Below are 26,460 nucleotides of genomic sequence, written 5' to 3'. Positions count from 1 at the left end.
ATATAAGGAGTCATAAATTGAGCGTTGAAGCGGCCAAGAATGCCCGAGAATTGCTTCTCAAGGAATACCGCGGAGTGCTCTCGACGCATTCCAAGGCGATGCCCGGTTTCCCGTTTGGCTCGGTGGTTCCGTACTGTCTGGACGAACAGGGCTGGCCGCTGATCCTTATCAGCCGCATCGCCCAGCACACCCACAATCTGCAAAAAGATCCGAAATGCTCACTGTTCGTCGGCGAGCGCGGGGCCGAAGACGTGCAAGCCGTTGGTCGCCTGACCTACCTCGCCGAAGCGGAAAAGCTCGAGGACGAGGCCGCCATCGAAGCGGCGGCGGACCGTTACTATCGCTATTTCCCGGATTCGCAGAGCTATCACAAGGCCCACGACTTCGATTTCTGGGTACTCAAACCGGTCCGTCACCGTTACATCGGCGGTTTTGGCGCCATTCACTGGGTCGACCAGTTGACCCTGGCCAACCCGTTCGCCGGCAAGGCCGAGTTGAGTATGGTCGAACATATGAATGCCGATCACGCCAAGGCCATCGCCCACTACGTCGAACTGGCGGGCCTGCCGAAGAGCGAACCGGCACAGCTGGCGGGTATCGACACCGAGGGCATGCACCTGCGCATTGGCCAGGGCCTTTACTGGCTGCCGTTCCAGGCACCATGTAATACGCCGACACAAGTCCGGGAAGCCTTGGTTTTTCTGGCTCACGCCGAGCATTGGCCGAAAAATGCAGTGGCCGACGCTTGAATTCACGCAATGGCGACGTCATCTAGGGGAGACTGGCAAGGCATTCTTGCGTTGAGGAACCATTTGATGCGCCCTTTTTTATTGCTCTTTGTACTGTTTCCGGTGTTGGAGCTGTTCGTATTCGTCAAGGTGAGCGGGGCGATCGGGTTTTTCCCGGCCCTGCTGCTGGTCATTCTCGGCTCGATGTTCGGCGTCTTCGTGCTGCGTATCGCCGGTCTGGCCACTGCACTGCGTGCCCGTGAAAGCCTGAACCGCGGCGAGCTGCCGGCCCAGACCATGCTCGAAGGCCTGATGCTGGCCCTGGCCGGCGGTCTGTTGATCCTGCCGGGCTTCGTCACTGACGTGCTCGGCCTGATCATGCTGCTGCCGATCTCCCGTCGGCTGCTGGCCAATAAAATGCGCCAGCGTGCCGAGGAACAGGCGATACGCCAGCGTGCGTTCGCCGATGACCTGCAACCCCGTGGCGGTCCGGCTCCGCGTCAGCCGCTGGGGCGCGAACCGGACGTGATCGAAGGCGAGTTCGAACACCGCGATCCCAAGTAATCGTTTCAGCACACGGCACCTTCGGGTGCCGTGTTCATTTTCGGTGCGACAACCTGAAAAATTTTTGACCCCCGCCCTTGTAATAGGCTTGTCCGCCCTTATGTAACTGTCACCGCAAGGTTTCTGGTAATTACGCCAGACAGACTTCCGCGGTTTGCTTGCCAAACCGCACCCGGCTTCGCCGGATTTGTTAAACCCGCCGGGACTACACCGGCCGATGAAAACCACAATTAGGAGAGATCGACAATGAAGCTTCGTCCTCTGCATGACCGCGTCGTCGTCCGTCGCAGCGAAGAAGAAAAGAAAACCGCTGGCGGTATCGTCCTGCCAGGTTCGGCTGCTGAAAAGCCAAACCAGGGCGAAGTCCTCGCTGTAGGCCCGGGCAAAGCACTGGACAACGGTGAAGTGCGCGCGCTGGCCGTGAAAGTGGGTGACAAGGTTGTGTTCGGCCCTTACTCCGGCAGCAACACCGTGAAAGTCGACGGCGAAGACCTGCTGGTCATCGGCGAGAGCGAAATTCTCGCTGTTATCGAAGGCTGAATCCCCGCTCATTTTCCCGCTACTACAAAGTATTTAAGGAATATCGATCATGGCTGCTAAAGAAGTTAAATTCGGCGATTCCGCCCGCAAGAAAATGCTCGCCGGTGTCAACGTCCTGGCTGACGCAGTAAAAGCGACCCTGGGCCCTAAAGGCCGTAACGTGATCATCGAGAAGAGCTTCGGCGCTCCGACCATCACCAAGGACGGCGTGTCCGTTGCAAAAGAAATCGAGCTGAAAGACCGCTTCGAAAACATGGGCGCGCAGCTGGTCAAAGACGTTGCCTCCCGTGCAAACGATGACGCAGGCGACGGCACCACCACCGCTACCGTTCTGGCTCAATCGATCGTCAACGAAGGCCTGAAAGCCGTCGCTGCCGGCATGAACCCGATGGACCTCAAGCGCGGTATCGACAAAGCGACCATCGCTATCGTCAAAGAGCTCAAAGCCCTGTCCAAGCCTTGCGCTGACACCAAGGCCATCGCTCAGGTCGGCACCATCTCGGCCAACTCCGACAGCTCCATCGGCGACATCATTGCCGAAGCCATGGAAAAAGTCGGTAAAGAAGGCGTGATCACCGTTGAAGAAGGCTCGGGCCTGGAAAACGAACTGTCGGTTGTTGAAGGCATGCAGTTCGACCGTGGCTACCTGTCCCCGTACTTCGTCAACAAGCCAGAGACCATGACTGCCGAGCTGGACGGTCCGCTGATCCTGCTGGTCGACAAAAAGATCTCGAACATCCGTGAACTGTTGCCAGTTCTGGAAGCTGTTGCCAAAGCCGGCCGCCCACTGCTGATCGTGAGCGAAGACGTTGAAGGCGAAGCCTTGGCGACTCTGGTTGTGAACAACATGCGCGGTATCGTTAAAGTGGTTGCCGTCAAGGCGCCTGGCTTCGGCGACCGTCGCAAGGCAATGCTGCAGGACATCGCTGTCCTGACTGGCGGTACCGTTATCTCCGAAGAGATCGGCCTGAGCCTGGAAAGCGCTACCCTGGAACACCTGGGTAATGCCAAGCGCGTCACCGTGACCAAGGAAAACACCACCGTGATCGACGGCGCCGGCGTTGAGGCTGACATCCAGTCTCGCGTTCTGCAGATCCGTCAGCAAGTGGCTGATACTTCGTCCGACTACGACCGTGAAAAACTGCAAGAGCGTCTGGCCAAGCTGTCCGGCGGCGTTGCAGTGATCAAAGTTGGCGCTGGTTCCGAAGTTGAAATGAAAGAGAAGAAAGCCCGCGTTGAAGACGCCCTGCACGCAACCCGCGCAGCCGTTGAAGAAGGCGTGGTACCTGGCGGTGGCGTGGCACTGGTTCGCGCTCTGCAGGCTATCTCCGAACTGAAAGGCGACAACGCTGATCAGGACGTTGGTATCCAGTTGCTGCGTCGCGCTGTTGAAGCGCCACTGCGCCAGATCGTTGCCAACTCCGGTGACGAGCCAAGCGTAGTTGTCGACAAGGTCAAGCAGGGTTCGGGTAACTACGGTTACAACGCTGCGACCGGCGAATACGGCGACATGATCGAAATGGGTATCCTGGACCCGGCTAAAGTGACTCGTTCGGCTCTTCAGGCAGCGGCTTCCATCGCCAGCCTGATGATCACCACCGAAGCCATGATCGCCGAGATCAAGGAAGACGGCCCAGCTGGCGGCGGCATGCCAGACATGGGCGGTATGGGTGGCATGGGCGGCATGATGTAAGCCAGCCTTACCCCGTACAAGCTTACCCCTATAAAAAAGCCCCGCCTGCGAAAGCAGGCGGGGTTTTTTATTGCCTTCTATTCAACCCGATCTTGAAGCTGCATCAGCCCCCTGTGGGAGCGAGCTTGCTCGCGATGACTGACTGACATTCAACATTGATGTCGACTGCGATGGCCCCATCGCGAGCAAGCTCGCTCCCACATTTGGTTTTGTATTTCAGGCGTTGACCGGTTTTGCTTCGGGTACGCGCTCCACCTTCGAGGCCGGCCGATACAGAACGTAGTAATACGCCCCCAGACAAATCAACCAGCAGAAAATCGCCGTCCACACATTGTGCGAAAAGAAATGCGCCCCCTGCATCATCCGGCCGATGGAAAACACCGAGCCCAACGTGAAGGCGAAGACAAACGCCATGCGTGCCAGGCGCGGACGCCGATCACGCAGCACAAAGAACAGCGCAAACAGCGTGAAACCGGTCGCGGCATGCCCGCCAGGCCAGCAGCGGCCGGGTTTGTCAGTTGGCGGGCGAGGGCTGAGCAGCTCGCTGTAGGTTTCATGGCCGCCGAACTGTTCAAGGCTCCACGGGCATTGCACCGCGGTCAGCGCCTTGACTGGCGTGACAAAGGAGGTGGCCAGCGCCAGGGACAGCACCAGGCAGCCCAGTTCCCGTTTGATCGGCTTGAGCCTGTTGATGAAAAAAGAGGCGATGAAACCGAAGATGGCCAACACCGAGAAGGCAATGACCACTTGCTTGGCGCGGTCGTGCAGGATGTCTTCCAGGAAGTAACTGTGGCGCCCTGTGAAATCACCCGCGACCGGGTCATAGAACAGCCTGGCCAGGTCCATGTCCAGGGACGTCAGTTCAAGCAGTACCAGGATGATCGCCGCGATGGCAGGAACGCCCAGGCACACCCGCAAATCGAGCGGGCGCGAGGCGGGGTGGGCAGTGGTCGACACCATGGCAATTCCTTGGTCAGTGAAATGTTCTGAAGAGCGCAGCCGCGCGGAGTCTGGGCCTCTTCCTGTCGTCAGCCTGTGAACCGATAGTGAAAAAGTCGTTAAGGTCGTGGCCTGGATTTACAACTGCACACAGTTCTGGCCCTGAGCCCCGCTTGGCCTTAAGCTGCGCGGGCCAAGACGGCCGTTACTGTGTACGCAGGAGGTTCCCATGAGAATTCTATTGGTTGAAGATAACCGCGATATCCTGGCCAATCTGGCCGATTACCTGGGGCTCAAGGGTTATACCGTGGATTGCGCGCAGGACGGATTGTCAGGTCTGCACCTGGCGGCCACCGAGCATTACGACCTGATCGTGCTCGATATCATGTTGCCCGGCATCGATGGCTACACCCTGTGCAAGCGCCTGCGCGAAGACGCCCGCCGCGACACACCGGTGATCATGCTCACCGCTCGCGATCAACTGGACGACCGCCTGCAAGGCTTCAAGTCCGGTGCCGACGATTACCTGATCAAACCCTTTGCCCTGTCTGAACTGGCGGCGCGCATCGAAGCGGTCATGCGCCGGGCCCAGGGTGGCGGTCGCCGTACTTTGCAAGTCGGCGATCTGAGCTACGACCTCGACACCCTGGAAGTCACCCGCGAAGGGCGGCTGCTGAAACTCAATCCGGTAGGCCTGAAGTTACTGGCCGTGCTGATGCAGAAAAGCCCTCACGTTTTGCGCCGGGAAATTCTCGAAGAGGCGCTGTGGGGCGACGACTGCCCGGACAGCGACAGCCTGCGCAGCCATGTCCACCAATTGCGCCAGGTAATCGACAAGCCGTTCGCCAAGCCCTTGCTGCAAACCGTGCACGGTGTCGGCTATCGCTTGGCCGAGGGCCGTGATGGAGTTTAGACAAAGCCTTGCGCAACGGATCATCATCGCCTTTGCGTTGATGAGCGCATTGGTGGCAGGGGCCTTCGCCATGGGCATTGTGGCGACCGTGCACCTGGTGGAAGAGAAACTGATTTCGGCAGGTCTGGGCGGCGATCTGCAACGCCTGCTGCTGATGGACAGTGTGTCGGACTGGAGCCATCGACCGGAGCCGGATCAACTGTTCTATTTCAGTGGCGGGCCGGGCGACTTCGAATTGCCCAAGGACTTACGGCACCTGGACCCTGGTTTTCACGAAGTGTTTCGCGAGCAGCTGTCGTACCACGCGATGGTCGAAGTCGTCGACGGCCGGCGCTACGTGCTGTTGCAGGACCAGAGCGATTTCGAGGAGCGCGAGCGGGTGCTGTTTGCCGTGGTACTGGTGGGTTTCGTGCTGAGCCTGGCGTTGGCGGTGTTTCTCGGTTGGGTACTGGCACGCAAGGTCATGGCGCCGGTGGTGCGGTTGGCCCGGCAGGTACGTCATCGCGACCAATTGTTGGGGCTGGCGCCACCGCTGGCACCGGATTACGCCGCCGATGAAGTCGGGGAGCTGGCCGTCGCCTTCGACGCGACCTTGGGGCGCTTGCGCCAGGCGTTGTCCCGCGAGCGCTTGTTCACCAGTGACGTCAGCCACGAACTGCGCACGCCGTTGATGGTGCTGGCCAGTTCCTGTGAGTTGTTGCTGGAAAATCCCGGTCTCGATCAACGGGGTCGTGCTCAGGTCGAGCGAATCGCCCGAGCCTGCGAAGAGATGCGAGAGCTGGTGCAAACCTTCCTGATGCTGGCGCGCGCGCAACGTGACGACGCCAGCATGGCGCCGCAACAAACCCTGAGTCAGGTGGCTGACGGGCTGCTCAATCTGTGGCGCGAGCCGATCGAGGCCAAGGGGCTGAGCCTGATCTTCGAAGCGGGAGAGCCGGCAACCACCCGCTACAACGCCACCCTTCTGCACGCCGTCATGGGCAACCTGCTGCGTAACGCCCTGCATTACACCGAACAGGGGTTCATCCGCTTGACCCTGACGACCACCGGTTTTGTGGTCGAGGACAGTGGCGTCGGCATTCCCGAGGAAAAACGCGAAGCGATGTTCGAGCCATTCGTGCGGGGCCACGAGAAGCGCGGCGAGGGCCTGGGGCTGGGTCTGTCGCTGGTGCAGCGGATTTGCGAAAACCAGGGTTGGAGCGTCAGTCTGACGACCATGGAACCCAACGGCTGCCGCTTTCAGGTGGAGTTGAGCCAGGGCGCAACCTGATCAAGTGTTTCGTTGATGGCCCAGAGCTATCACTGTCTCCCTGTAAAACCTCGAAATAATTTGACATTTTACATGACAATTTTTTCACAAAGGTATGACCTGACACCGACACGGCGCTGCCTATCGTGGGTCCATCAGATGTTCTGGAGACCTGATGATGGACGGCCCGATCAAACTCGATTTTTCCGAAAAGTACGACGATCAACACGCTCAACACTACTTGCGCAAGCATCAGGCTGGCCTCGCTCGCCGCCTGTCGCATTGGCGTGATGAGCATATGGCGCGACAGGCGCTCAAACTGGTTGGGGAGCCGGGGCTGGTCCTCGATTTACCCTGTGGCGCGGGGCGTTTCTGGCCATTGCTGGCGGAAAAAGCCAATCGCGCCATCATCGGAGCCGACAACTCCGAATCGATGATCAAGATTGCCCTGCAGGCGCAACCTGCCGACGTGGTGAAACGGGTACAACCCTTGCACACTTCTGCTTTCGACATTGCCTTGCCCGATAACGCCGTCGACAGCATTTTCTGCATGCGTTTACTCCACCACATCGGTGAAGCCGAGCATCGACTGGCCATTTTGCGTGAGTTCGAGCGTGTCACCCGTGACAGCGTGATTCTTTCATTGTGGGTGGACGGCAACTTCAAAGCGTGGAAACGCAAGCGGCTTGAAGGTACCCGTGGGCAGGTCAGTTACCAAAATCGTTTTGTGTTACCGGCTGCTACGGTCGAAAAGGAATTCGAGCAGGCGGGATTCCGTATCCAGCAACGTCTGGATTTTTTACCGCTCTATGCCATGTGGCGAGTTTACGTATTACGCAAGAGGTAACAAATGGCAGTGCAATGTGCAGCAGGATCGGAAATCGCTCCCCAGGAGCGCTTCGACTATTTCTGGAATCTGCGCGGCGAATGGGTAGAAGAGCCCAACGTCCGGCGCGGTGGCGAAAGTGGTGTGCAGCGCGTTCGGGGCAGCGATGGAAACCTGCTCTACACTAAACGACAGACCGGGCACATTTATCGCAGCTGGCAGCATCCGTTTGGTCGGCCGACGGTATTGCGCGAACGTGATGCGCTGATCGGTCTGAGCCAGATCGACGTGCGCGTTCCGCAAATTGTGTTCTGCGGTGCGCAGCGCGACCCGGTGCACAAATGGCGTGCCCTGCTGGTGACCAAGTCACTGGACGGCTTTGAGGAAATCGAACATTGGTATGCCGGCGGCGGTCGTGAACGCCACGGCGAAGCGGTGCATGATCGCGTGCTCAAGGACCTGGCCGAGAATCTGGCCCGCATGCACAAGGGCCGTTGGCAGCACAGCTGCATTTACATCAAGCACGTGTTCGTCCGGGTCACCGGCGAGGGCGATGCGGCCAGGGTCGAGGTGGCCTTGATCGACCTGGAGAAGTGCCGGCAGCGGTTGACCGCGCGTCGTGCGGCCTCCCATGACATGAAGCAATTGCGCCGCCACTCGTCGTTCAGCACGACGGACTGGCAAAAACTCATCTACTTTTATGAGACGGCGTTTGGCAGCGCTATCAAGGGTTTATAGCAATGAAACTCGAAATTGCACGAGGTTTGTTCCTGGTAGGAGCCTTGGCAGTTGCTTCACTGGCGCTGGCGGCTTGGGAGCAACCTCGCCCGCGCATCCTCAGTTCGATGAATGGGGACGCGCGTTGTCCCATGCCACGGGTTGCGAAGGCAACCGTGGCCACCCAACCCGATCATGATTTATTGCTGTTCATGTTCGGACTTTCTCAAGGACTGAGGCCGCAGAGTTGAACAGATTGAAGCCCAAATAAAAGGCCTCGCCAATGCGAGGCCTTTTATTTGACGCAAGATCAAAAGATCGCAGCCTGCGGCAGCTCCTACAGGGTGTACGCATTCCAAGGTAGGAGCTGCCGCAGGCTGCGATCTTTTGATCTTTTGATCTTTTGATCTTAGGGGTTGTCGGGTTTAGCCAGCAATGTGTACACGCACGGCAACACAAACAGCGTGAACAACGTCCCGATCGACATCCCCGTAGCGATCACCATACCGATGTCGAACCGGCTGACCGCGCCCGCACCGGTGGCGATGATCAACGGCACCATGCCGAACACCATGGCGGCGGTCGTCATCAACACAGGACGCAGTCGAATGGCCGCGGCTTCCTCCACGGCCTCGCGTGGCGTCAGGCCTTTGTCCTTGCGTAACTGGTTGGCAAATTCGACGATCAGGATCCCGTGTTTGCTGATCAACCCGATCAAGGTCACCAGACCGACCTGGGTGTAGATGTTCATGCTCGACCAGCCCAGGAACAACGGAATCAACGCGCCGCAGATCGACAGCGGCACGGTGACCAGGATCACCAGCGGATCGCGGAAGCTTTCGAACTGGGCGGCCAGTACCAGGAAAATGATCGCCAGCGCGAGGGCGAAGGTGACCCACAATGCACTGCCTTCCTGGACGTATTGCCGTGATGCGCCGGCGTAGTCGAAGGCGTAACCCACCGGTGCCTCTTGCTGGGCGATCTGGCGCACGGTGTCGATGGCTTCGCCCATGCTGACCAGCGGCACCCCGGAAAGAATCGCCGAGTTGAGTTGCTGGAACTGGTTCAATTGCCGTGGACGCGCCCGGTCGGTCACGGTAATCAGGGTCGACAGGGCCAGTAGTTCGCCCTGGGTATTTTTGACGTAATAGTTGTTCAGCCAGTCGGGGTTATCCCGGAAAGGCCGCTCGACCTGCGCGATGACTTTGTAGCTGCGACCTTCGATGGTGAAGCGGTTGATCTCCGCTTCACCCAGCAACGTCGCCAGCGTGCCGCCCAGATTTTGCATGGACACGCCCATCTGTGCGGCTTTGGCGCGATCGATATCCACCACCACTTCGGGCTTGTCGAAGGCCAGGTCGACGTCGACAAAGGCGAACTTGCCCGATTCCAGCGCGCGCTTTTTCACCCGGTCAGTCACTTGCAGCAGCGACTCGTAGTCGTTGGCGGAGTTGATGACGAACTGAAACGGCAAGCCCTCGCCAGTACCCGGCAGGGAGGGCAGGTTGAAGCCGAAAATCTGTAGCCCGGCAATGCGCTCCAGTTTGCTCTGGACCTCGGGCAGGATCTGCATTTGCGTACGGCTGCGCTCGTTCCACGGCTTGAGCAGGAAGCCGCCGATGCCCGATTGCACGCCGTTGAAGCCATTGATCTGGAACGAGGAGTAGTACTCGGGAAACGTCTTGAAGATCGTGATGAACTCGTCGGTGTAGGCGCTCAGGTAGTCGAGGTTGGTCGGCTGCGGGGCATTGGCCATCATGAAGATAATGCCCTGATCCTCATCCGGTGCCAGTTCCGACTTGGTGAACTTGAGCAGTACCGGGATCAGGCACAGTACGATCACCGCAAACACCAGCACCACCGGCCGGGTGGCGAGCGTGCCGTGCAGCAGGCGCTGGTAACGGCGCTTGAGTCCTTCGAAAATCCGATCCAGGCGATGGGCCAGGCCGCTGGGGTTTTCATCGTGGCGCAGCAGGAAGGCGCACATCATCGGCGACAGGGTCAGGGCGACGACGCCCGAGATCACCACCGCCCCGGCCAGGGTCAGGGCGAACTCCTTGAACAGCGCCCCGGTCAGCCCCGTCAGGAAGCCGATCGGCGCATAGACCGCGGCCAGGGTGATGGTCATCGAGACCACCGGCATGGCGATTTCCCTGGCGCCTTCGATGGCCGCATCCAGCGGCGTCTTGCCCTCTTCGATGTGTCGGTGAATGTTTTCCACCACCACGATGGCGTCGTCCACCACCAGGCCGATGGCCAACACCATCGCCAGCAGGGTCAGCAGGTTGATCGAATAACCCATCATCTGCATGAAGAACATCACGCCGATCATCGACAGCGGGATGGTGACCACCGGGATCACCACCGAGCGCAGCGCCCCGAGGAACAGGAACACCACCACAATCACGATCAGCACCGCTTCGAATAGGGTTTTCACCACTTCGTCGATCGAGGCCTGGATGAACAACGTGGCGTCGTAGGCGATTTCACCCTTGAGGTTCGGCGGTAGCTGGGCTTCCAGGTCCGGCATGATCTTGCGCACTTCCTTGATCACATCCAGCGGGTTGGCGCCGGGCGTGGCCTTGATGCCGATGTACACCGAGGGGGTGCCGCCGAAGGAGCTGATGGAGTCGTAGTTCTCCGCGCCCATTTCCACCCGCGCGACATCCCTGAGCAGGACGCGACTGTCGCCATCGACCTTGAGCGGGATCGCGGCAAAGGCGTCGGCGGATTTGAGCTCGGTGTTGGCGTTGATGCTGGTGACCACGTACTCGCCCTTCACTTCGCCGGCAGCGGAGAGGAAGTTGTACTGGCGCACGGCATCGGTGACGTCGCTGGCGCTCAGGCCGAAACCGGCCAGTTTCACCGGGTCCAGCCACAGGCGCATGGCGAATACCTGGTTACCGAGGATTTCGGCTTCGGCCATGCCGGGCAAGGTCGCCAGTTTTGGCTGGATGACCCGCGACAGGTAGTCGGTAATCTGCGGGTTGCTCAGCTCCTTGCTGAAGAAGCTGATGTACATCAGCGCCGAGGCATCGGCGGCTTCCTTGCTCAGGACCGGGTCTTCGGCGTCCTGGGGCAGTTGGTTCTTCACCTCGTTGGCCTTGGCCAACAGTTCGGTGAACAAGCGGTCGCTGTTGGCGCCGATGCGCGCGTAGATCGAGATCACCGAGAAGTTCTGGCGACTGACCGAGGTCATGTAGTCGATGCCCTCGGCGCTGGCCAGACTCTGTTGCATCGGTTGGGTGATGTAGCCCTGGATAGTCTCGGCGTTGGCCCCGGGGTAAGCCGTGGTCACCGTGATCAGGGCGTTTTCCATTTGCGGATACTGGCGCAGTGGAAGCTTGCTCCAGGCCTGAAAGCCCAGCAGCACAATCAACAGGCTGACCACGGTGGCGAGCACCGGGCGGCGGATGAACGGGTCGGTAAAAGCCATGGGGATTCCTTGATCAGTCCACGCGCGGCGGGCTGTTCTTCTCGGCTAAAGTCTTGTCGTCGCTGATGGCAATGTGCGCGCCGTTGTCCAGTTTGATCTGGCCGGCCGTGACCACTTTTTCGCCGTTCTGCACACCTTTGGTGATCATCACCTGCCCATCACGGCGCTCGCCGGTTTCGATGAAACGCCGTTCGGCGATCAGGATCGGTTGGCCCTTGTCGTCTTTTTCCAGGTTGCCGTCTTCGGCTTTTTTCTGCGCGACGACGTAGATCGAATTGCCATATAAGGTGTAGGTGATCGCACTTTCCGGCACCACGATGCGTGGCTGCGGGTCGGGCAACATCACCTGCAGGCTGGCAAACATCCCGGGCAGCAGCTTGCCGTCAGGGTTGGCCAGGGTGGCGCGGACCTGAACGTTGCGCGTGCTGTTTTCGACTTTCGGGTTGATTGCAGTGATGGTGCCGGGGAAGCTTTGCGTCGGATAGGCCGAGGCAATGATCTGCACCGGCTGCCCGATGGCTATCTTCGGCACTGACTGCTCTGGCACGAAGAAGTCGACATAGAGACTGCTCAAGTCTTGCAGGGTGGCAATCATGGTGCCGCTGGCCACGTAGTCGCCGACGTCCACCTGGCGAATGCCGATGGTGCCGCTGAATGGTGCCAGGATGCTTTTTTTACCGAGCGCCGCCTTGAGCTGATTGACCGTGGCCTTGCTCTTTTTCAACACCGCCGAGAGTCGGTCGAATTCACCTTTGGAAATGGCCTGGCTGCCCACCAGTTGGCTACCGCGACCGTAATCGAGTTGGGCCAGCCCGAGGTCGGCCAGGGCAGTTTCCAGCAAGGCACTTTCCACGGCGCTGTCGAGTCGCAGGAGGGGTTGACCGGCCTTGACCTTCTGCCCTGACTCGAACTGCAAGTCGATGACGGTGCCGTCGGTCTCCAGGCTCAGGTCCACGCCTTGCAGGGCCTTGAGCGTGCCGACGGTCGGCAGACGGTCTTGCCACGGCTGTTCGGTGGCCGTGGCCACAGCGACACTGATCGGCGGTTTCGGCGCGGAAAAGCCCTGAATCATCGTGTAGATGGAGAAGGCTTTGTAACCGGCCAGGACCAGCACGATCAGCAGAACAACACCCAACATGATCAACATGCGGCGACGCAGCATATTTCCACTTCCTTGGAGAAAATCAGGGCATACAGTCCGGCACATTACTCCGAGTGCGTAGGTGATTCCAATGGATGTTTCCGGGTTTCCCCGATCCATGTAGGAGCCGGCTTGCCGGCGAAGGGGACGCTGGATGTTGTGGTGATCTTGAGATCGCCTTCGCTATTGTAGGAGCCGGCTTGCCGGCGAAGGGGCCGCTGGATGTTGTGGTGATCTTGAGATCGCCCTCGCTGGCAAGCCAGCTCCTACAGGGGTACGCATTCCAATGTAGGAGCTGCCGCAGGCTGCGATCTTTTCGGCGTTACTCACGCTATCAGATGAAGGTGGTTGTCCCAGAGCCCCGCAGGCAGCTCAAGGGGTTTAGCAACCAGATCCGTCTGGCGGCAGTCGTAGTAGCGGCACCGTCCCTGCCCCGAGGTCACGACAAACCCGTCGGCCACCGCACCGACCCCGGCGCAATCGGGCAGCGGCGCATCCAGGCGTACTTCGCCACTGTCCATGTCCCAGATGAAAAAGCGGTTGCCGCGCGGCGCGGTCAAGGCAACCAGCCGCAAGTCACTGTGGACCGCGACGCTGGCGGTGTAATGCCCCATCGCCTGCAATTGATGTTCAGGCACCGGGAAGGCCACGAACGGCTGGCCGGGACGCTTGATCGCCAGCAGCTCCGAAGACTCATGGGACGGCCCCATGAACTGCTGGCCGGCGACGATGGTGCCGTCGCTGGCGATCCCCAGGTGGCGCACGCTGTTCATTGGCTGGGCCAGGGTTTCCTTGCTCAGCAGGGTGCCATCGCGTTGCATCAGCACCAGGCTCGGTTCCATGGCGTCGAGGTTCATTTCGACCCGGCTTTCGGCCTCGGTACGAATGCCGCCGTTGGCCACCACCAGGGTTTCGCCATCGGGCATCCACGACACCTGATGCGGGCCGATGCCATGGGTCGACAGCTCGCCGGCGTGCACCAGCCGTTCACCTTCGAACCTGTACACCCCGAGCAAGCCACGCCCCGGATCGGAGGTGTCGTTCAAGGTGGCGTACAGCCAGTCGCCGCTCGGGTGAATCACCGCGTGACCGTAAAAGTGCCGGTTCGGCTGTGAGACCACGGTTTGCAGCAGCGTGCCGTCGCGCAGGTCGATCAGGTAGCTCTCGGTGCCCGGACGGCGGGCGACGAACACTGCAATCGGCAGCGTCGGGTGGTTGATGATGTCGTGGCAGCGCTGGCCGACCCGGGTGGCGAACACCCGGGTGCCGTCCAGCCGATAACCGACGGCGTAGTGCTTGCCGTCGCCATCGTCCCGCGCCGAGAGCAGCAGCGGGCTTTTGTCCTTTTGCCTGAACAGCGTCCAGCCGCCCAGTGTCACGGCTCCCATCAGCAAACTACCTAACGTCAGAGCCTGGCGTCGCAGCATGGCACTTGCCCTCATCAGTCACCGTCGTTGGCGTTGAAGCCCAGTTGGATGCCCAGCGCCTTGGCCAGTTCGCCTTCGTGCAGGCGGTGGACGACGTTGAGGCTGTCGTAGATATCGTTGAGTTGCTGGCGGCCGGCATCGTCGTTGAGCATTTCAGTCAGCGAGCGCTGGTTGCTGGCGAACAGATTCAGGGAGGCGGCATACGCGGCGTCGATCTTGTCGGCCAAGGGTTTCTGCTCGCTCGGCAACAGGCCACGCAGGCCTTTGTTGTCGACCCCTTCCCACACGGTCCTGGCAGCGGCAAGGCTGGCTTCCAGGCCCGTCAGGGAAGACTGGCTGCGCCATGCATCGGCCTGGAACGGTTGCGGCACCCCCTTGCTCTGGCGGCCCATCGGCGTGCCGAGCTTTTTCTTCAGGCTATCGAGGGCGGTGACTTGCACCCGCAGCAAGTCGGCGATGGCTTCGTGGGAATCGGCGTAGCGCGGGTTCGGGAACTTGCTCATCTGCGCGAGCATGCCATCGGTGTTGTTCCAGCCTTTGAGAATATCTTCGGCCAGTTGTTTCTGACGCTCGCCAATCGCGATCAGCAGTGGGCAGTACTTGGCTTTCTGCTCCGCGTTGGCCACATCAGGCTTGCTGTCGAACAGGATGTATTCGTAAGCCGAAAGACCCTGCACCACAACGCTGGACTTGGCCAGGGCGGCGGCATCGATCTGCGGCTGAGCAGTGACCAGTTGCTCGACCTGACGGCCGACCAGGTTTTTCTTGTCCGGCCAGAACTGCACCTGCCAGGCGCGATTGCCTTCGGCCAGTGGCCCGATCAGCAGCGGTTGCAGCTCGGCCCAGGCTTTTTGCGCATGCAGGAAGTCGGCGCGGGCGGTGTCGAGGTCGGCCTTGCCTTCGCAGTAGGCCAGGGCACTGACGGCCAGTTGGCGATCGGCTTCAACCCAGCGCGTGTAGGTCGGCAAAATCACCGACTTGGCAATGGCTGCCGAGGTGACGGCCTGCGGGTCCTGAGGCGAACAGGCGCCCAGGGCTAACGCGGCAAGGCTGGTGAACAACAATTTGGGACGGAACATGTCGGGCTCCCGCTTGAGGAATAGGTATTAAAGGGAATTCAAAAACGCCAGCAGCGCAGCGCGCTGCCCGGCATTGAAAGACAAAACCTGTTGCTGCGCCGCTTGTGCTTCGCCGCCATGCCAGAGCACGGCTTCGAGCAGATTGCGCGCGCGGCCATCATGCAAAAACTGGGTGTGGCCACTGACCGCCTGCGTCAGGCCGATGCCCCACAACGGCGGCGTGCGCCAGTCGCGGCCACTGGCCTGGAACTCGGTGCGGTGGTCGGCCAGGCCTTCGCCCATGTCATGCAGCAGCAGATCGCTGTAAGGGCGAATCACTTGATTGGCCAGTTCAGGTTCGGCGGCGTTGGCGGCGGTGGTGTACTGGGGGGTGTGACAGGACTGGCAGCCCGCCTGGAAAAACAGGTTCTTGCCGGCCAGCACGTCAGGCGCGCCGACATCGCGGCGCGCCGGCACGGCGAGGTTTCGGCTGTAGAACAGCACCAGGCGCAGAATGTTATCGCTGACTTCCGGCTCGCCATCCGGGCCATTGCCGTTGGGCGCCTGTTTGCAAGCGGTTTGCGCGTCGGTGCAATCGTCGACGGTTCTCAGGCGGGTGGTCAGCCCCATGTCGCCAGAAAACGCGTGGACATTTTGTTGATTGAGGTTCGGTTGCCCGGCTTTCCAGCCGAATCGTCCGAGAACGGTTTTTTGCTGCGCGTCATCCCAGACCCGGTTCGGGCGTCCGGCGATACCGTTTTTGTTTTTTGCCTGAGCCTCGGCATTGGCCAGGATCGCCTCGTCGGGAATCGCTTCGAGCAGGCCCAGGCCAATCATTGGAGGTGCAACCCTGGCCGAGAAACGCGTGTCAGGGTGCATCGGGCCGTAGCCGAGCTGGGTGATGTTCAGGCGTGGCTTGCGCAGCTCGACTTCAGTGCCGTCCTTGAAACGAATTGGAACGGGCGTGTAATCGACGCGCACTTTGCCTTCCGGCACGACACCCGGCACGGACATGTCCTGGAATTGTCCGCCGTAGACGGGCTCCGGGACGACACCGAGTTGCTCGATGACCTTGGCATACGCCGGCGTATCGGGAATCGACAGGCGCACCAGCATTGATACGGCATTGGGCGCGTCAGGCGCGGGCGGATGACCGCGGCCGTCCTTGATGTGGCAGTTCTGGCAGGCGTTGGTGTTGAACAAGGGGCCCAGGCCGTCCCGCGCGGTGGTGGTCGACGGGGCGATCACCCACGGGTTGCGAAAGAAGCTGTTGCCGACGCTGAAGTCCACGCGCCGGGAGGGCGGCAGGTTGGCGGAGGGCAGGGAGAATGAATTCTGATCGGTCTTGCGCACGGTCGCGCTGCCACCGGAGCGGGCTTCACCGGGTTCGGCCCGGGTGAACTTCGGGGCGTCATCGCAGGCACTCAGGCCCAGGGCCAGCAACAGTGCGGACAAGCGAAGAGGCAGCGAGGGCATCAGACATCCTGCAAGACGAGCAAAACAAGGGCGCAAAGTCTAACAGGGCAGGGGAGATTGAATAAGAGGAATTATCGTTTGGTTGATGTGGGGCGCGTTGACTTGAGACCGCGTCGAAGCCATCGCGGGCTTGCACCGAACCTGTAGGAGCCGGCTTGCCGGCGAAGGCGTCTTGACTGCCAACACATGTGTTGAATGTTTTACCGTCTTCGCCGGCAAGCCAGCTCCTACAGGGGGGGTGTTCAGCAGGGGCAAAAAAGGCGACCCGAAGGTCGCCTTTTGTTCAGCCAGCGTTGATCAGAACTCGTGATCGGCATTGTCCGGGTTCAGGTCGCTGATGCCCAGTTTGCCGGCAGCCGCTTCGATCGAGCCGGTCTGCTTGACCAGGGAGGCGATAGCGTCACGGACGATCTGGTTGCCAGCCGTGTTGCCGGCAGCAATCAGTTGGTCGTAGTGCTCACCCTTGTTGGCGTGATCGACGATGACCTGCATCTTCGCTTCGGTCGCCGCCAGGTCGGCCTTGAGGGCGGTGTCGGCAGCCGGGTCAGCCTTGGCCACCAGGGACGACAGGCTGGCGCCGGTCATCTTGCTGCCATCGACGCGGATATATTCGCCCAGGTAGACGTTACGGATGCCTTTGGCATCGTAGAACTGCGAGTTATGGGTATTGTCGCTGAAGCAGTCGTGTTCGTCTTCCGGCGAGTTGGCTTCCAGAGAAACCTTCATGCGCTCGCCCGCCAGTTCGCCCAGGGACAGGCTGCCCATGCCGAACAGCATTTTACGCAGGCCGCTTTCAGCCGGTTCCGCTTCCAGGGTGGCGCGGTAGTTGTCGGCCACGTTCGGCTTCCAGTTACCGACCATCTCTTCCAGGTCGCTGACCAGCAGTTGGGTCACGGACTTCAGGTAGGCGCGACGACGCTCGTTGTGACCGCCGGTTGCGCCGGTGCCTTCCAGGTAGTCGGACGCCGGACGGTTGCCGGCGCCAGGGCCGGTGCCGTTCAGGTCCTGGCCCCACAGCAGGAATTCGATGGCATGGTAACCGGTGGCGACGTTGGCCTCGGAACCGCCCAGCTCGTTCAGGCTGGCGAGTTTTTCCGGAGTGATGTCCTTGACGTCGATCTTGTCTTCGCCGACCTGGACTTCAGTGTTGGCGATGATATTGGCGGTGGCGCCCGGGTTACCCAGTGCGTGTTCGTAGGACTTGTCGACGTAGTCGATCAGGCCTTCGTCCAGGGGCCAGGCGTTCACCTGACCTTCCCAGTCGTCGATGATGGTGTTGCCGAAGCGGAACACTTCGCTCTGCAGGTAAGGCACGCGAGCAGCGACCCAAGCGGCCTTGGCGGCTTTCAGGGTGTCGGCGTCCGGCTTGGCGAGGAAGGCGTCGACGGCGGTTTGCAGGGTTTTCGCGGTGGATTCGGCATCGCTGTAAACGGCGAAGACGATGTCGGCGTAATGCGCGACAACGGCTTTGGCAGCGGCTTCGTCGACGTTACCCGCAGCAGCAGGCGCAACAGCCGGAGCCGTGGTGGTGGCGGCTGGCGTAGGCGCTTGCGGAGCGGCAGCCTTGTCTTTGCCTTCGCCACAACCGGCGAGGGAAATAGCGATGGCCAACAGACTGGCGGTAGCCAGAGGCATACGAATCATGGCGAACATCCTGCTTCGAGAGGGGGTGGAATGGCGCAATAAAGGCGCAAAACTGCGACATAATGCAAATCTTTCGCATTATGTGTAAAGGGTTGTACCTGGAAATATTTCTTATTCACATGACCATCGAACCCTGCCTGTAGGAGCAAGCTTGCTCGCGATGGACGTGAACGATGACGCGTGCTGCCTGGAGGAACGCGTCGCCTGCAGGTTTTTCGCGAGCAAGCTCGCTCCTACAAGGTAATCTTGAAACCAGCCACATTACTGCGCTGAGCCTGCTTGAGATAAGCGCTCAACTCCCGCGCCGGCAAGGGTTTGCTGTACAGATAGCCCTGACCCTCATGACAACCCTCGGAAATGATATAGGCCTCTTGCTCGGGGGTTTCCACGCCTTCGGCAATCACCTGCATGCCCAGGCTCTTGCCCAGCTGGATGATGGCCCGAACGATGGTCGCATCGTCGTCGTCGTCGAGCAGGTCCTGCACGAAGCTCTTGTCGATCTTGATCTTGTCCAGCGGCAGGCTTTTCAGATAACTCAGTGACGAATAACCGGTACCGAAGTCGTCGATCGCGATCAGTGCGCCGGAACGACGCAGGCTCAGCAGGTGTTGGGCGGCAGTGCTGATGTCTTCCATCAGGCCGGTTTCGGTGACTTCCAGCTCCAGACTGCGCGGCGGCAGGCGGTACATCTGCAGCAGGTTGTTGACCACCCGTGGCAGCTCGGCGTGGTGCAACTGCACGGTGGACAGGTTGACCGCCATGCGCAGGTCGGTGAAACCCTGGTCATGCCAGTCGCGCAATTGCTTGCAGGACTGATCCAGTACCCATTCACCGATGGCGATGATGGTGCCGTTTTGCTCGGCCAGCGGGATGAACAGGTCGGGCGGTACCATCCCGTGCTCGGGATGCTGCCAGCGAATCAACGCCTCGACGCCCACCACCCGGTGATCGCGGTAGCTGATCTGCGGTTGGTAGACGAGGTAGAACTGGTTGCGGGCCAGGGCATCGCGCAGGTCTTTTTCCAGTTCGCGACGGCGCCGCATCTCGGTGTCGACACTGGCGATATAGAACTGATACCGATTGCGCGAGCGCGTCTTGGCCAGGGTCATGGTCTGCTCGGCCTTTTGCAGCAGCTTCTCGGTGCTGTTGCCGTCCTCGGGGAACAGGGTGATGCCGATGGTGGCGCGCAGGCGGATCTCTTGATGATCGAGGGCGAACGCCGCTTCCAGGTCATCGAGAATGCTTTGGGCCAGCTCGGCCGCTTCATAGGGTTGTTCGATATCGGCCTGAACCAGGGCGAACTGGTCGCCACCCAGGCGGGCGAGGGCGCCGAGACGACCGCTGTGGGCCCGCAGGCGATCGGCCAGGGCCAGCAGCAGTTGGTCGCCGGTCTGGTAGCTGAACTGTTCGTTGATGCTCTTGAAATCATCGAGACCGACACAGAGCACCGCGACCCGCCGTTGCAACTTGCCGGCGTCGACCAGGATTTTGTCCAGTTGCTGCTGCAATTGCTGACGGTTTGGCAGGCCGGTGAGGAAATCGTACTGGGCCATGCGCAGTAGGCTGTTTTCCGCCTCGTGACGCAGATGGGTGTTGCGCTCGATGGACTCGAGCAACTGATTGGCGGTGTTGATCCAGATCCCCAGTTCGTTTGTCTCGTGGCCCTTGAGCTGTGGAATCTTGTGTGCGCTGGGACGATCCGGATTGATTTCGGTCAGGTGCTCGATGATGCGCGACAGCGGTTTGGTCAGTAGCCAGTGGTAGACCAGGTACAGCACCAGTGACATCGCCAGGGCGCGCAATACCCCGGAAATGAAGATGATCACCGAACTGACGATAAACCCCTGGCCGTAAGTCGCGGTGTCGAGGGTGATGCTCAGGTCGCCGTAATATTCGCTGTAAGGACCGCGCCCCACCAGTTGGGTGGTGAAGGTGCGTTCCTTGCCGAGGATCAGGTCGGTCAGCCAGCGACTGTTGGATTGCTGCAACTCACGAGACTTTTGCGCCAGCATGGCCTCGTTGGGATGGCCGATGGAGGCCTGGCGCACGGCGTCGTCCTGGAACAGGCCTTCGATGACCTGCATGCCCATTTCCCGGTCCAGGCTGTAGACGGCCTGGGTCGAGGGGTCGCGGAACATGTCGAGGATGCGCTGGGCATCGCCGGCCACGGCCTGGCGTGTTTTATAAGCGTCGAAAACGATCTGTGCGCAGCTCAAGACCACGCCGACGATCAATGCCGACAGGAGCACGACCCGGAGCAACTTCACCGACAAGCTGTTCTTGAGTTCCAGCTTCAAAGAGTCATTCCTTGTTCCATGCGGGTAGCATCAAGTTGCCATGAGTATTGGCAATCCGGTGATGGCAGTCAAAGGGACAATCCAGCACAGGGGCATTTGCCTGTGGGTTGGCCGAAATGCTGTTGCCGGGAGTAATTTCCCTATTAGTACTGTGTCGGTTGTTGGGTCCTTCAACTTGAGGGGGGATTTTGCCTTATTTTCCTTCTGGTAGATGTTAGACGGCTGTGGCGTTGGGGCAAGGGGGTGAATGCTGGTTTCATTGTGTGAAATTGGCGAAGGCTGGGATTTTTTGATTTTGATCTTGGCGGCCTTTGGGCCGACCAGGTTCTTGGTGGTTGAGTACATATCCGTTGCTGCGGTAACGGCCGCCTATGGTTTCGCCCTTACGGCGAGGCACTTTTTTCAAACGCCAAAAAAGTACCCAAAAAGGCTCGCCCCGGCGTCCGGCCCCTCGCTAGGGCTCGGCGTTCCTTCGCTCCGGTATTCATCCGGGGACACTGCCCTCCGGTCTGCTTCGCGACGACCTACATGCAGCGTGTTCGACTGCGTCGAACGGCGCTACGCGCCACTCCCCGGATGAACACCTCCACTCAGCATCCCGAAGGGGCGGGTGGATCAAGATCAAAAGCTGCAGGCTAGCTAACGCTCGGCCTGATGAGTGGTGAAGAGCGACAGGTGTACGCCGATTCAGTGTAGGAGCTGGCTTGCCAGCGAAGGCGGCCTGACAGCCGACCAATCTCTGTCAGATGTACGCTGACCCACTGTAGGAGCTGCCGAAGGCTGCGATCTTTTGATTTTGATTTTGATCTTGATCTTGGCGGCCTGCCAGCCGACCTGATTCTGCAGATGTACCCAGACCCCTTGTAATTGGATGGACTCGCCCAAGCCGAGGCGTCAATGCGCCACGGTGGCAGTCTAAATAGCCATCGACAGCGAGGGCGGGTCCATGAAAAATCATAGTTCGATTGATCAATTCCTGCTGCCCCAATTGATCATTCCTACGCTTGCTCGTGAGAATCCCGCCAAGGAAGCTCCGCGTTCCGCTTTTACCTGTTTAAGCACATGTAAAAACGCCAGACTTTTCCCACACAGTTTTCAGGTTGCCCGTCGGAAGCGGACTCAATAGCCTCTAACTGTCGCTGAATACTCAGCGATCGGGCGTGAGAACCCGGCAAATTATGGTCATCCAGTGCCAGTAACCGCATAATCGCCGCCAGCTTATCCGCTGGCCGTCTATGCGTTATGGCGGCTGTGTGCGGGCAGACTTCGGTCTGGCCGGGTGTCCATAACCGGTTTTCTCACCTCGCACATAGCTGCCACCACTTCGCCGTGTGAGAAACGGCAATGGGTGGCGCCACTGCAAAAGGATTGTTTTAATGGACAAATTAATTCCCGATCCCCCCTTCGAAACCGCCAGACCCTATCGCCCCAACACCCTCTTCATGATCGTCCCGGACATGGATACCGAATCCCTCCTCGCCCACGCCTGCGAGTCATTAGCCTCTGCCAACGTCATCACCAGTGATTTCGCCACCTACCTGACCGGCCCTCAACGCAGCACTGCGCTGGCCATTGCGCAGATCATCATGCTGGCGGAGTTGGCGGTGAACCGCGCGCTGGATAACGTTGATCCACAATAGATCGCAGGCTCACCGCGTTATCGTTCTTCGCGAGCAAGCTCGCTCCCACAGGGGATTGCGGGTGTCTGCGAGAATTGTGCCTGGCACCGTGCCAATGTGGGAGCGAGCTTGCTCGCGAAGGCGGCCTGACTACCACCCCAAGACTTTCCCGCAGGCATAAAAAAACCCGGCTTAAAAAAGCCGGGTTTTCTGACTGGCATCGATCTTAAGCGGTGAAGGTTTTGCCTTCGAACTGCTCAGCCACGAACTTCCAGTTGACCAGGTTCCAGAACGCTTCGACGTACTTCGGACGCAGGTTGCGGTAGTCGATGTAGTAGGCGTGTTCCCAGACGTCGCAGGTCAGCAGCGGGGTGTCGCCGCTGGTCAGCGGGTTGCCGGCGCCGATGGTGCTGGCCAGGCCCAGGGAACCGTCAGCTTTTTTCACCAGCCAGCCCCAACCGGAACCGAAGGTGCCGATGGACGTCTTGCTGAATTCTTCCTTGAACTTGTCGAACGAACCGAAGGCAGCGTTGATCGCGTCCGCCAGTGCGCCGCTTGGCTGACCGCCGGCGTTTGGCGCCAGGCAGTTCCAGTAGAAGGTGTGGTTCCAGACCTGAGCGGCGTTGTTGAAGATACCGCCCGAGGAAGTCTTGACGATTTCTTCCAGGGTCTTGCCTTCGAACTCGGTGCCTGGCACCAGGTTGTTCAGGTTCACGACATAGGTGTTGTGGTGCTTGTCGTGGTGGTATTCCAGCGTTTCCTTGGAAATATGCGGCTGCAGGGCATCGTGTGCGTACGGCAGCGGCGGCAATTCGAAAGCCATGATGATTCTCCTAATCAGGTCAGTTGCGGTGAGCGCAAGGCCGATCACGGGCGGCCAAACTAGCGCCGGGGAGTTTGTACTCTTTGCGGCGCAGGGTTCGGATCATAGCACCGGGGGTGCGGCATAACCACGCAACAACTGTGTGGAATAGAGGTTCCAGAGCCTTTTGGAATAAATCAACCGGCGCTGATTAACTGGAACGCTACGGTGAACATCATCCCGGCCACCAGCAGGTCAAGCATTCGCCAGGTGCTCGGCCGCGCCAACCACGGCGCCAGCCAGGCAGCGCCGAGCGCCAAGGTGAAAAACCACAGCAACGACGCACTTGCCGCCCCCACGACATAAGCGCCGGGTTCCGTTTGTTGGGCACCGAGGGAGCCGATCAGCAGCACGGTATCCAGGTAGACATGCGGGTTGAGCAGGGTCACGGCCAGAGCGCTGAGCATGACTGCCCGAAGTGAGCGAACGGTCTGGTTTTCGCCTTGTTGCAGACTCTGTTTAGAGCAGGCCCGACGCAGCGCCAGGCTGCCGTACCACAGCAGAAACGCCGCACCACCCCAACGGGCAAAGGCCAGCAGGGTCGGGTTCTGCGCCAGCACCGTCGCCAGGCCAAATACCCCGGCCGCCACCAGCAACGCATCGCACGTCACGCAGAGCGCCGCCACCGGCAGGTGATGTTCGCGCCGCAGGCTCTGGGCCAGCACAAAGGCGTTCTGGGTGCCGATCGCCATGATCAGCCCCGCGGCCACCAACAGGCCGTTCACATAGCTTTGCCACATAAGGTTTACTCCGCGTTGGCTGCCAGGTCCTGCAGCACCTGCATGGCCCGTTCGGCATCGGCCAGGCCGACGAACAGGTGATCGTGGTAGTAGCCGGCGACCACGTTGCAGCTGATCCCGGCCTGGCCCAATGCGGTGGCGAACGCGGCGGTCAGGCCGACGGCTGCGAGGGCCGAGTGCACGTTCAGGGTGATCCAGGCCGCGAGGTAGTCGAAACTGAAACCGGCTTTTTCGGCGTCGGAGCGTTCGAGAATCACCGTCAGCCCTTCCTGTTCGCGGAAACTGCCGACGATCTCCAGGCCAACAGGCAGCTTGCCGTCGCGCAGGGTGCAGAACACGTATTCGCCGACGTTGAGTTGCGGGCTCATGCTGCGCAGCAGGGTTGCCAATGATGTTTCGCCAGTCATGTCGAGGGTCCTTTTTCAAGAGTGCTTGCTGGCTATTCTCCGGTGCATCGTTGTATAAGAAAAACCAATATTTCTGATCGCTCATTAGGAAAACTGATGTTCGACTATAAATTGCTTTCTGCTTTGGCCGCGGTGGTCGAGCAGGCTGGATTCGAACGCGCGGCGCAGGTGTTGGGATTGTCGCAATCGGCTATCTCCCAGCGCATCAAGTTGCTGGAGGCGCGGGTTGGCCAGCCGGTGTTGGTGCGGGTGACGCCACCGGCCCCGACGGACATCGGCCGACGGCTGCTCAACCATGTGCAGCAAGTGCGTTTGCTTGAGCGGGATCTGCAAACCCTGGTACCGGCGCTGGACGAAGAAGGGCTGCCGGAACGCCTGCGCATCGCCCTGAATGCCGACAGCCTGGCCACCTGGTGGGCGGTGGCGGTGGGTGACTTCTGTGCCGAACATCATCTGCTGCTGGACCTGGTGGTCGAAGACCAGACCGTCGGCCTCAAACGCATGCGCGCCGGCGAGGTGGCGGCCTGCGTCTGCGCCAGCGAGCGCCCGGTGGCTGGCGCGCGCAGTGTGTTGCTGGGGGCGATGCGCTACCGCGCGCTGGCCAGCCCGGCCTTCATTGCCCGGCATTTTCCTGACGGTGTGCGGGCCGATCAGTTGGCCCGAACCCCAGCGCTGGTATTTGGTCCGGATGACTTCCTGCAGCATCGCTATCTGGCCTCTCTGGGCGTGGACGGCGGTTTCGAACACCATTTATGTCCATCGTCCGAAGGCTTTATCCGCCTCACGGAGGCGGGCCTGGGTTGGGGGCTGGTGCCTGAGCTGCAGGTGCGCGATCAATTGGAACGAGGCGTGTTGCGCGAGCTGTTGCCAGATAAGCCGATCGATGTGCCGCTGTACTGGCATCATTGGCGCAATGGCGGTCAGCTGTTGGGCTTGCTCACCGATCAATTGGTGCGCTCATCGAAGCAATGGCTGGTGCCTTGGGAGCAGCCTTGAGCGTCAAGCTGCAAGCTGCAAGTAAAGCGCTTGCGGACCGTTTTTAACTTGCAGCTTGTAGCTTGAAGCTTGCATCTGCATTTGTTGGAGCAATTGATGAAGATTCTGGTTACCGGCGCCAGCGGTTTCATTGGCGGGCGCTTTGCGCGTTTCGCCTTGGAACAAGGCCTGGACGTGCGGGTCAACGGTCGCCGGGCCGAGAGTGTGGAACACCTGGTGCGCCGTGGCGCCGAGTTCATTCAGGGCGACCTGAGTGACCCGCAACTGGCGCGTGACCTGTGCAGGGACGTCGAAGCGGTGGTCCATTGCGCTGGCGCTGTCGGGTTGTGGGGGCGCTACCAGGACTTTCATCAAGGCAACGTACAGGTCACCGAAAACGTGGTCGAAGCCTGCCTGAAACAGCGGGTTCGGCGCCTGGTGCACTTGTCGTCGCCATCGATCTATTTCGATGGTCGCGATCATCTGGGATTGAGCGAAGAACAGGTGCCCAAGCGCTTCAGGCATCCCTACGCGGCGACCAAATACCTGGCCGAGCAAAAGGTCTTCGGTGCCCAGGAATTCGGCCTCGAAACCCTGGCCTTGCGCCCGCGCTTCGTGACGGGTGCCGGCGACATGAGCATTTTCCCAAGGTTGCTGAACATGCAACGCAAAGGTCGCCTGGCAATCATCGGTAACGGTTTGAACAAGGTGGATTTCACCAGCGTGCAGAACCTGAATGAAGCGTTGCTCAGCAGCTTGCTGGCGACGGGCTCAGCCCTGGGCAAGGCCTACAACATCAGCAACGGTGCGCCGGTGCCGTTGTGGGATGTGGTCAATTACGTGATGCGCAAGATGGACGTGCCACAGGTCACCCGCTACCGGTCCTTCGGTCTGGCCTACACCGTGGCGGCGCTCAACGAAGGCGTGTGCAAGCTGTGGCCGGGCCGTCCCGAGCCGACCCTGTCGCGGCTGGGCATGCAGGTCATGAACAAAAATTTCACCCTGGACATCAGCCGGGCGCGCCACTATCTGGATTACGATCCGAAGGTCAGTCTCTGGACCGCGCTGGATGAGTTCTGTGGCTGGTGGAAGGCTCAGGACCTCCACTGAAAAAGCCGGTAATGAACCGAGTCCGGGGGTTCAGGGTCAATCGGTGCGGCAGTGGGGGTTATACTCGCCGCATCAAGCCATCACCGCGTTCCACAAAGG

23 protein-coding genes are annotated in these 26,460 nt (G+C 60.1%); 12 read left to right on the top strand and 11 right to left on the bottom strand.

Translation table 11 applies throughout. The annotated features are described in order from the left end of the window. Positions 1-17: 17 nt before the first annotated feature. The 4 genes from ACA062_RS26905 to groL all read left to right on the top strand — a co-directional run bounded on the left by ACA062_RS26905 (position 18) and on the right by groL (position 3,525). Positions 18-749 carry a HugZ family pyridoxamine 5'-phosphate oxidase gene (locus tag ACA062_RS26905; RefSeq protein WP_497453755.1) on the top strand — a complete coding sequence of 244 codons (732 nt, stop codon included), beginning with the start codon at positions 18-20 and terminating at the stop codon, positions 747-749. 66 nt (positions 750-815) lie between these two features. Continuing rightward, positions 816-1,292: an FxsA family protein gene (locus tag ACA062_RS26900; protein WP_128872612.1), complete on the top strand. Its 477-nt coding sequence runs from the start codon at positions 816-818 to the stop codon at positions 1,290-1,292. Between the two features lie 246 nt (positions 1,293-1,538). Then, positions 1,539-1,832 (top strand): co-chaperone GroES, encoded by a 294-nt coding sequence (locus ACA062_RS26895; protein WP_007898444.1) that lies wholly within the window; start codon positions 1,539-1,541, stop codon positions 1,830-1,832. A 49-nt stretch (positions 1,833-1,881) separates the two neighbouring features. Continuing rightward, the gene (gene groL, locus ACA062_RS26890) at positions 1,882-3,525 is read left to right on the top strand and encodes a chaperonin GroEL (RefSeq protein WP_497453754.1); all 1,644 of its coding nucleotides are present in this window, start codon (positions 1,882-1,884) and stop codon (positions 3,523-3,525) included. A 216-nt stretch (positions 3,526-3,741) separates the two neighbouring features. Here groL and ACA062_RS26885 read toward each other — a convergent pair whose 3' ends face one another. Continuing rightward, complete coding sequence (locus ACA062_RS26885) at positions 3,742-4,485, bottom strand: phosphatase PAP2 family protein (protein WP_497453753.1); 744 nt, start codon at positions 4,483-4,485, stop codon at positions 3,742-3,744. Positions 4,486-4,693: 208 nt separating this feature from the next. Between ACA062_RS26885 and colR the strand changes: the two genes are divergently transcribed. From colR to ACA062_RS26860, 5 genes are all read left to right on the top strand, one after another. Further along, a complete protein-coding gene (colR, locus tag ACA062_RS26880) occupies positions 4,694-5,377 on the top strand; it encodes a two-component system response regulator ColR (protein WP_008032118.1) in 684 nt (227 codons plus the stop codon). Continuing rightward, entirely contained in the window at positions 5,367-6,647 is a 1,281-nt protein-coding gene (locus ACA062_RS26875) for a sensor histidine kinase (protein WP_497453752.1), read from the top strand. The genes colR and ACA062_RS26875 overlap by 11 nt, the downstream gene beginning before the upstream one ends. Before the next feature lie 157 nt (positions 6,648-6,804). Next, positions 6,805-7,473, top strand: a complete 669-nt coding sequence (locus ACA062_RS26870) for a class I SAM-dependent methyltransferase (RefSeq protein WP_497457501.1) — start codon at positions 6,805-6,807, stop codon at positions 7,471-7,473. A 3-nt stretch (positions 7,474-7,476) separates the two neighbouring features. Beyond that, complete coding sequence (locus tag ACA062_RS26865; protein WP_497453751.1) at positions 7,477-8,190, top strand: lipopolysaccharide kinase InaA family protein; 714 nt, start codon at positions 7,477-7,479, stop codon at positions 8,188-8,190. 2 nt (positions 8,191-8,192) lie between these two features. Next, positions 8,193-8,420: a hypothetical protein gene (locus ACA062_RS26860; protein ID WP_497453750.1), complete on the top strand. Its 228-nt coding sequence runs from the start codon at positions 8,193-8,195 to the stop codon at positions 8,418-8,420. Between the two features lie 158 nt (positions 8,421-8,578). Here the strand turns inward: ACA062_RS26860 and ACA062_RS26855 are convergent, their stop codons facing one another. The 7 genes from ACA062_RS26855 to ACA062_RS26825 all read right to left on the bottom strand — a co-directional run bounded on the left by ACA062_RS26855 (position 8,579) and on the right by ACA062_RS26825 (position 20,648). Beyond that, on the bottom strand, positions 8,579-11,605 hold the full coding sequence (locus ACA062_RS26855; RefSeq protein WP_497453749.1) for a multidrug efflux RND transporter permease subunit: 3,027 nt from the start codon (positions 11,603-11,605) through the stop codon (positions 8,579-8,581). Positions 11,606-11,618: 13 nt separating this feature from the next. Continuing rightward, positions 11,619-12,767 carry an efflux RND transporter periplasmic adaptor subunit gene (locus tag ACA062_RS26850; RefSeq protein ID WP_497453748.1) on the bottom strand — a complete coding sequence of 383 codons (1,149 nt, stop codon included), beginning with the start codon at positions 12,765-12,767 and terminating at the stop codon, positions 11,619-11,621. Positions 12,768-13,072: 305 nt separating this feature from the next. Then, on the bottom strand, positions 13,073-14,173 hold the full coding sequence (locus ACA062_RS26845; RefSeq protein ID WP_497453747.1) for a DUF1513 domain-containing protein: 1,101 nt from the start codon (positions 14,171-14,173) through the stop codon (positions 13,073-13,075). A gap of 14 nt (positions 14,174-14,187) precedes the next feature. After that, positions 14,188-15,252: an imelysin family protein gene (locus ACA062_RS26840; RefSeq protein ID WP_497453746.1), complete on the bottom strand. Its 1,065-nt coding sequence runs from the start codon at positions 15,250-15,252 to the stop codon at positions 14,188-14,190. A gap of 27 nt (positions 15,253-15,279) precedes the next feature. Next, positions 15,280-16,707 carry a di-heme oxidoreductase family protein gene (locus ACA062_RS26835; RefSeq protein ID WP_497453745.1) on the bottom strand — a complete coding sequence of 476 codons (1,428 nt, stop codon included), beginning with the start codon at positions 16,705-16,707 and terminating at the stop codon, positions 15,280-15,282. A gap of 297 nt (positions 16,708-17,004) precedes the next feature. Continuing rightward, on the bottom strand, positions 17,005-18,351 hold the full coding sequence (locus ACA062_RS26830; protein ID WP_497453744.1) for an imelysin family protein: 1,347 nt from the start codon (positions 18,349-18,351) through the stop codon (positions 17,005-17,007). A gap of 233 nt (positions 18,352-18,584) precedes the next feature. Then, positions 18,585-20,648, bottom strand: a complete 2,064-nt coding sequence (locus tag ACA062_RS26825; protein WP_497453743.1) for a putative bifunctional diguanylate cyclase/phosphodiesterase — start codon at positions 20,646-20,648, stop codon at positions 18,585-18,587. 1,376 nt (positions 20,649-22,024) lie between these two features. On the opposite strand from ACA062_RS26825, the gene ACA062_RS26820 reads away from it, so the two are divergent. Continuing rightward, on the top strand, positions 22,025-22,288 hold the full coding sequence (locus tag ACA062_RS26820; protein WP_497453742.1) for a DUF6124 family protein: 264 nt from the start codon (positions 22,025-22,027) through the stop codon (positions 22,286-22,288). Positions 22,289-22,493: 205 nt separating this feature from the next. Here ACA062_RS26820 and ACA062_RS26815 read toward each other — a convergent pair whose 3' ends face one another. The 3 genes from ACA062_RS26815 to ACA062_RS26805 form a co-directional block, all read right to left on the bottom strand. Continuing rightward, complete coding sequence (locus tag ACA062_RS26815) at positions 22,494-23,090, bottom strand: superoxide dismutase (protein ID WP_497453741.1); 597 nt, start codon at positions 23,088-23,090, stop codon at positions 22,494-22,496. A 176-nt stretch (positions 23,091-23,266) separates the two neighbouring features. Further along, positions 23,267-23,869: a LysE/ArgO family amino acid transporter gene (locus tag ACA062_RS26810; RefSeq protein ID WP_497453740.1), complete on the bottom strand. Its 603-nt coding sequence runs from the start codon at positions 23,867-23,869 to the stop codon at positions 23,267-23,269. A gap of 5 nt (positions 23,870-23,874) precedes the next feature. Beyond that, positions 23,875-24,276, bottom strand: a complete 402-nt coding sequence (locus ACA062_RS26805; protein ID WP_497453739.1) for an ACT domain-containing protein — start codon at positions 24,274-24,276, stop codon at positions 23,875-23,877. 96 nt (positions 24,277-24,372) lie between these two features. Between ACA062_RS26805 and ACA062_RS26800 the strand changes: the two genes are divergently transcribed. Both ACA062_RS26800 and ACA062_RS26795 read left to right on the top strand, forming a co-directional pair. Continuing rightward, positions 24,373-25,272 carry a LysR family transcriptional regulator ArgP gene (locus ACA062_RS26800; protein ID WP_497453738.1) on the top strand — a complete coding sequence of 300 codons (900 nt, stop codon included), beginning with the start codon at positions 24,373-24,375 and terminating at the stop codon, positions 25,270-25,272. 96 nt (positions 25,273-25,368) lie between these two features. Continuing rightward, a complete protein-coding gene (locus ACA062_RS26795; protein ID WP_497453737.1) occupies positions 25,369-26,361 on the top strand; it encodes an NAD-dependent epimerase/dehydratase family protein in 993 nt (330 codons plus the stop codon). The last annotated feature ends 99 nt before the right edge of the window (positions 26,362-26,460 follow it).

Source organism: Pseudomonas sp. LBUM1679, assembly GCF_059695565.1.
Note: the sequence above shows the minus strand (reverse complement) of the source record. Positions and strands in the feature narration are given on the sequence as shown.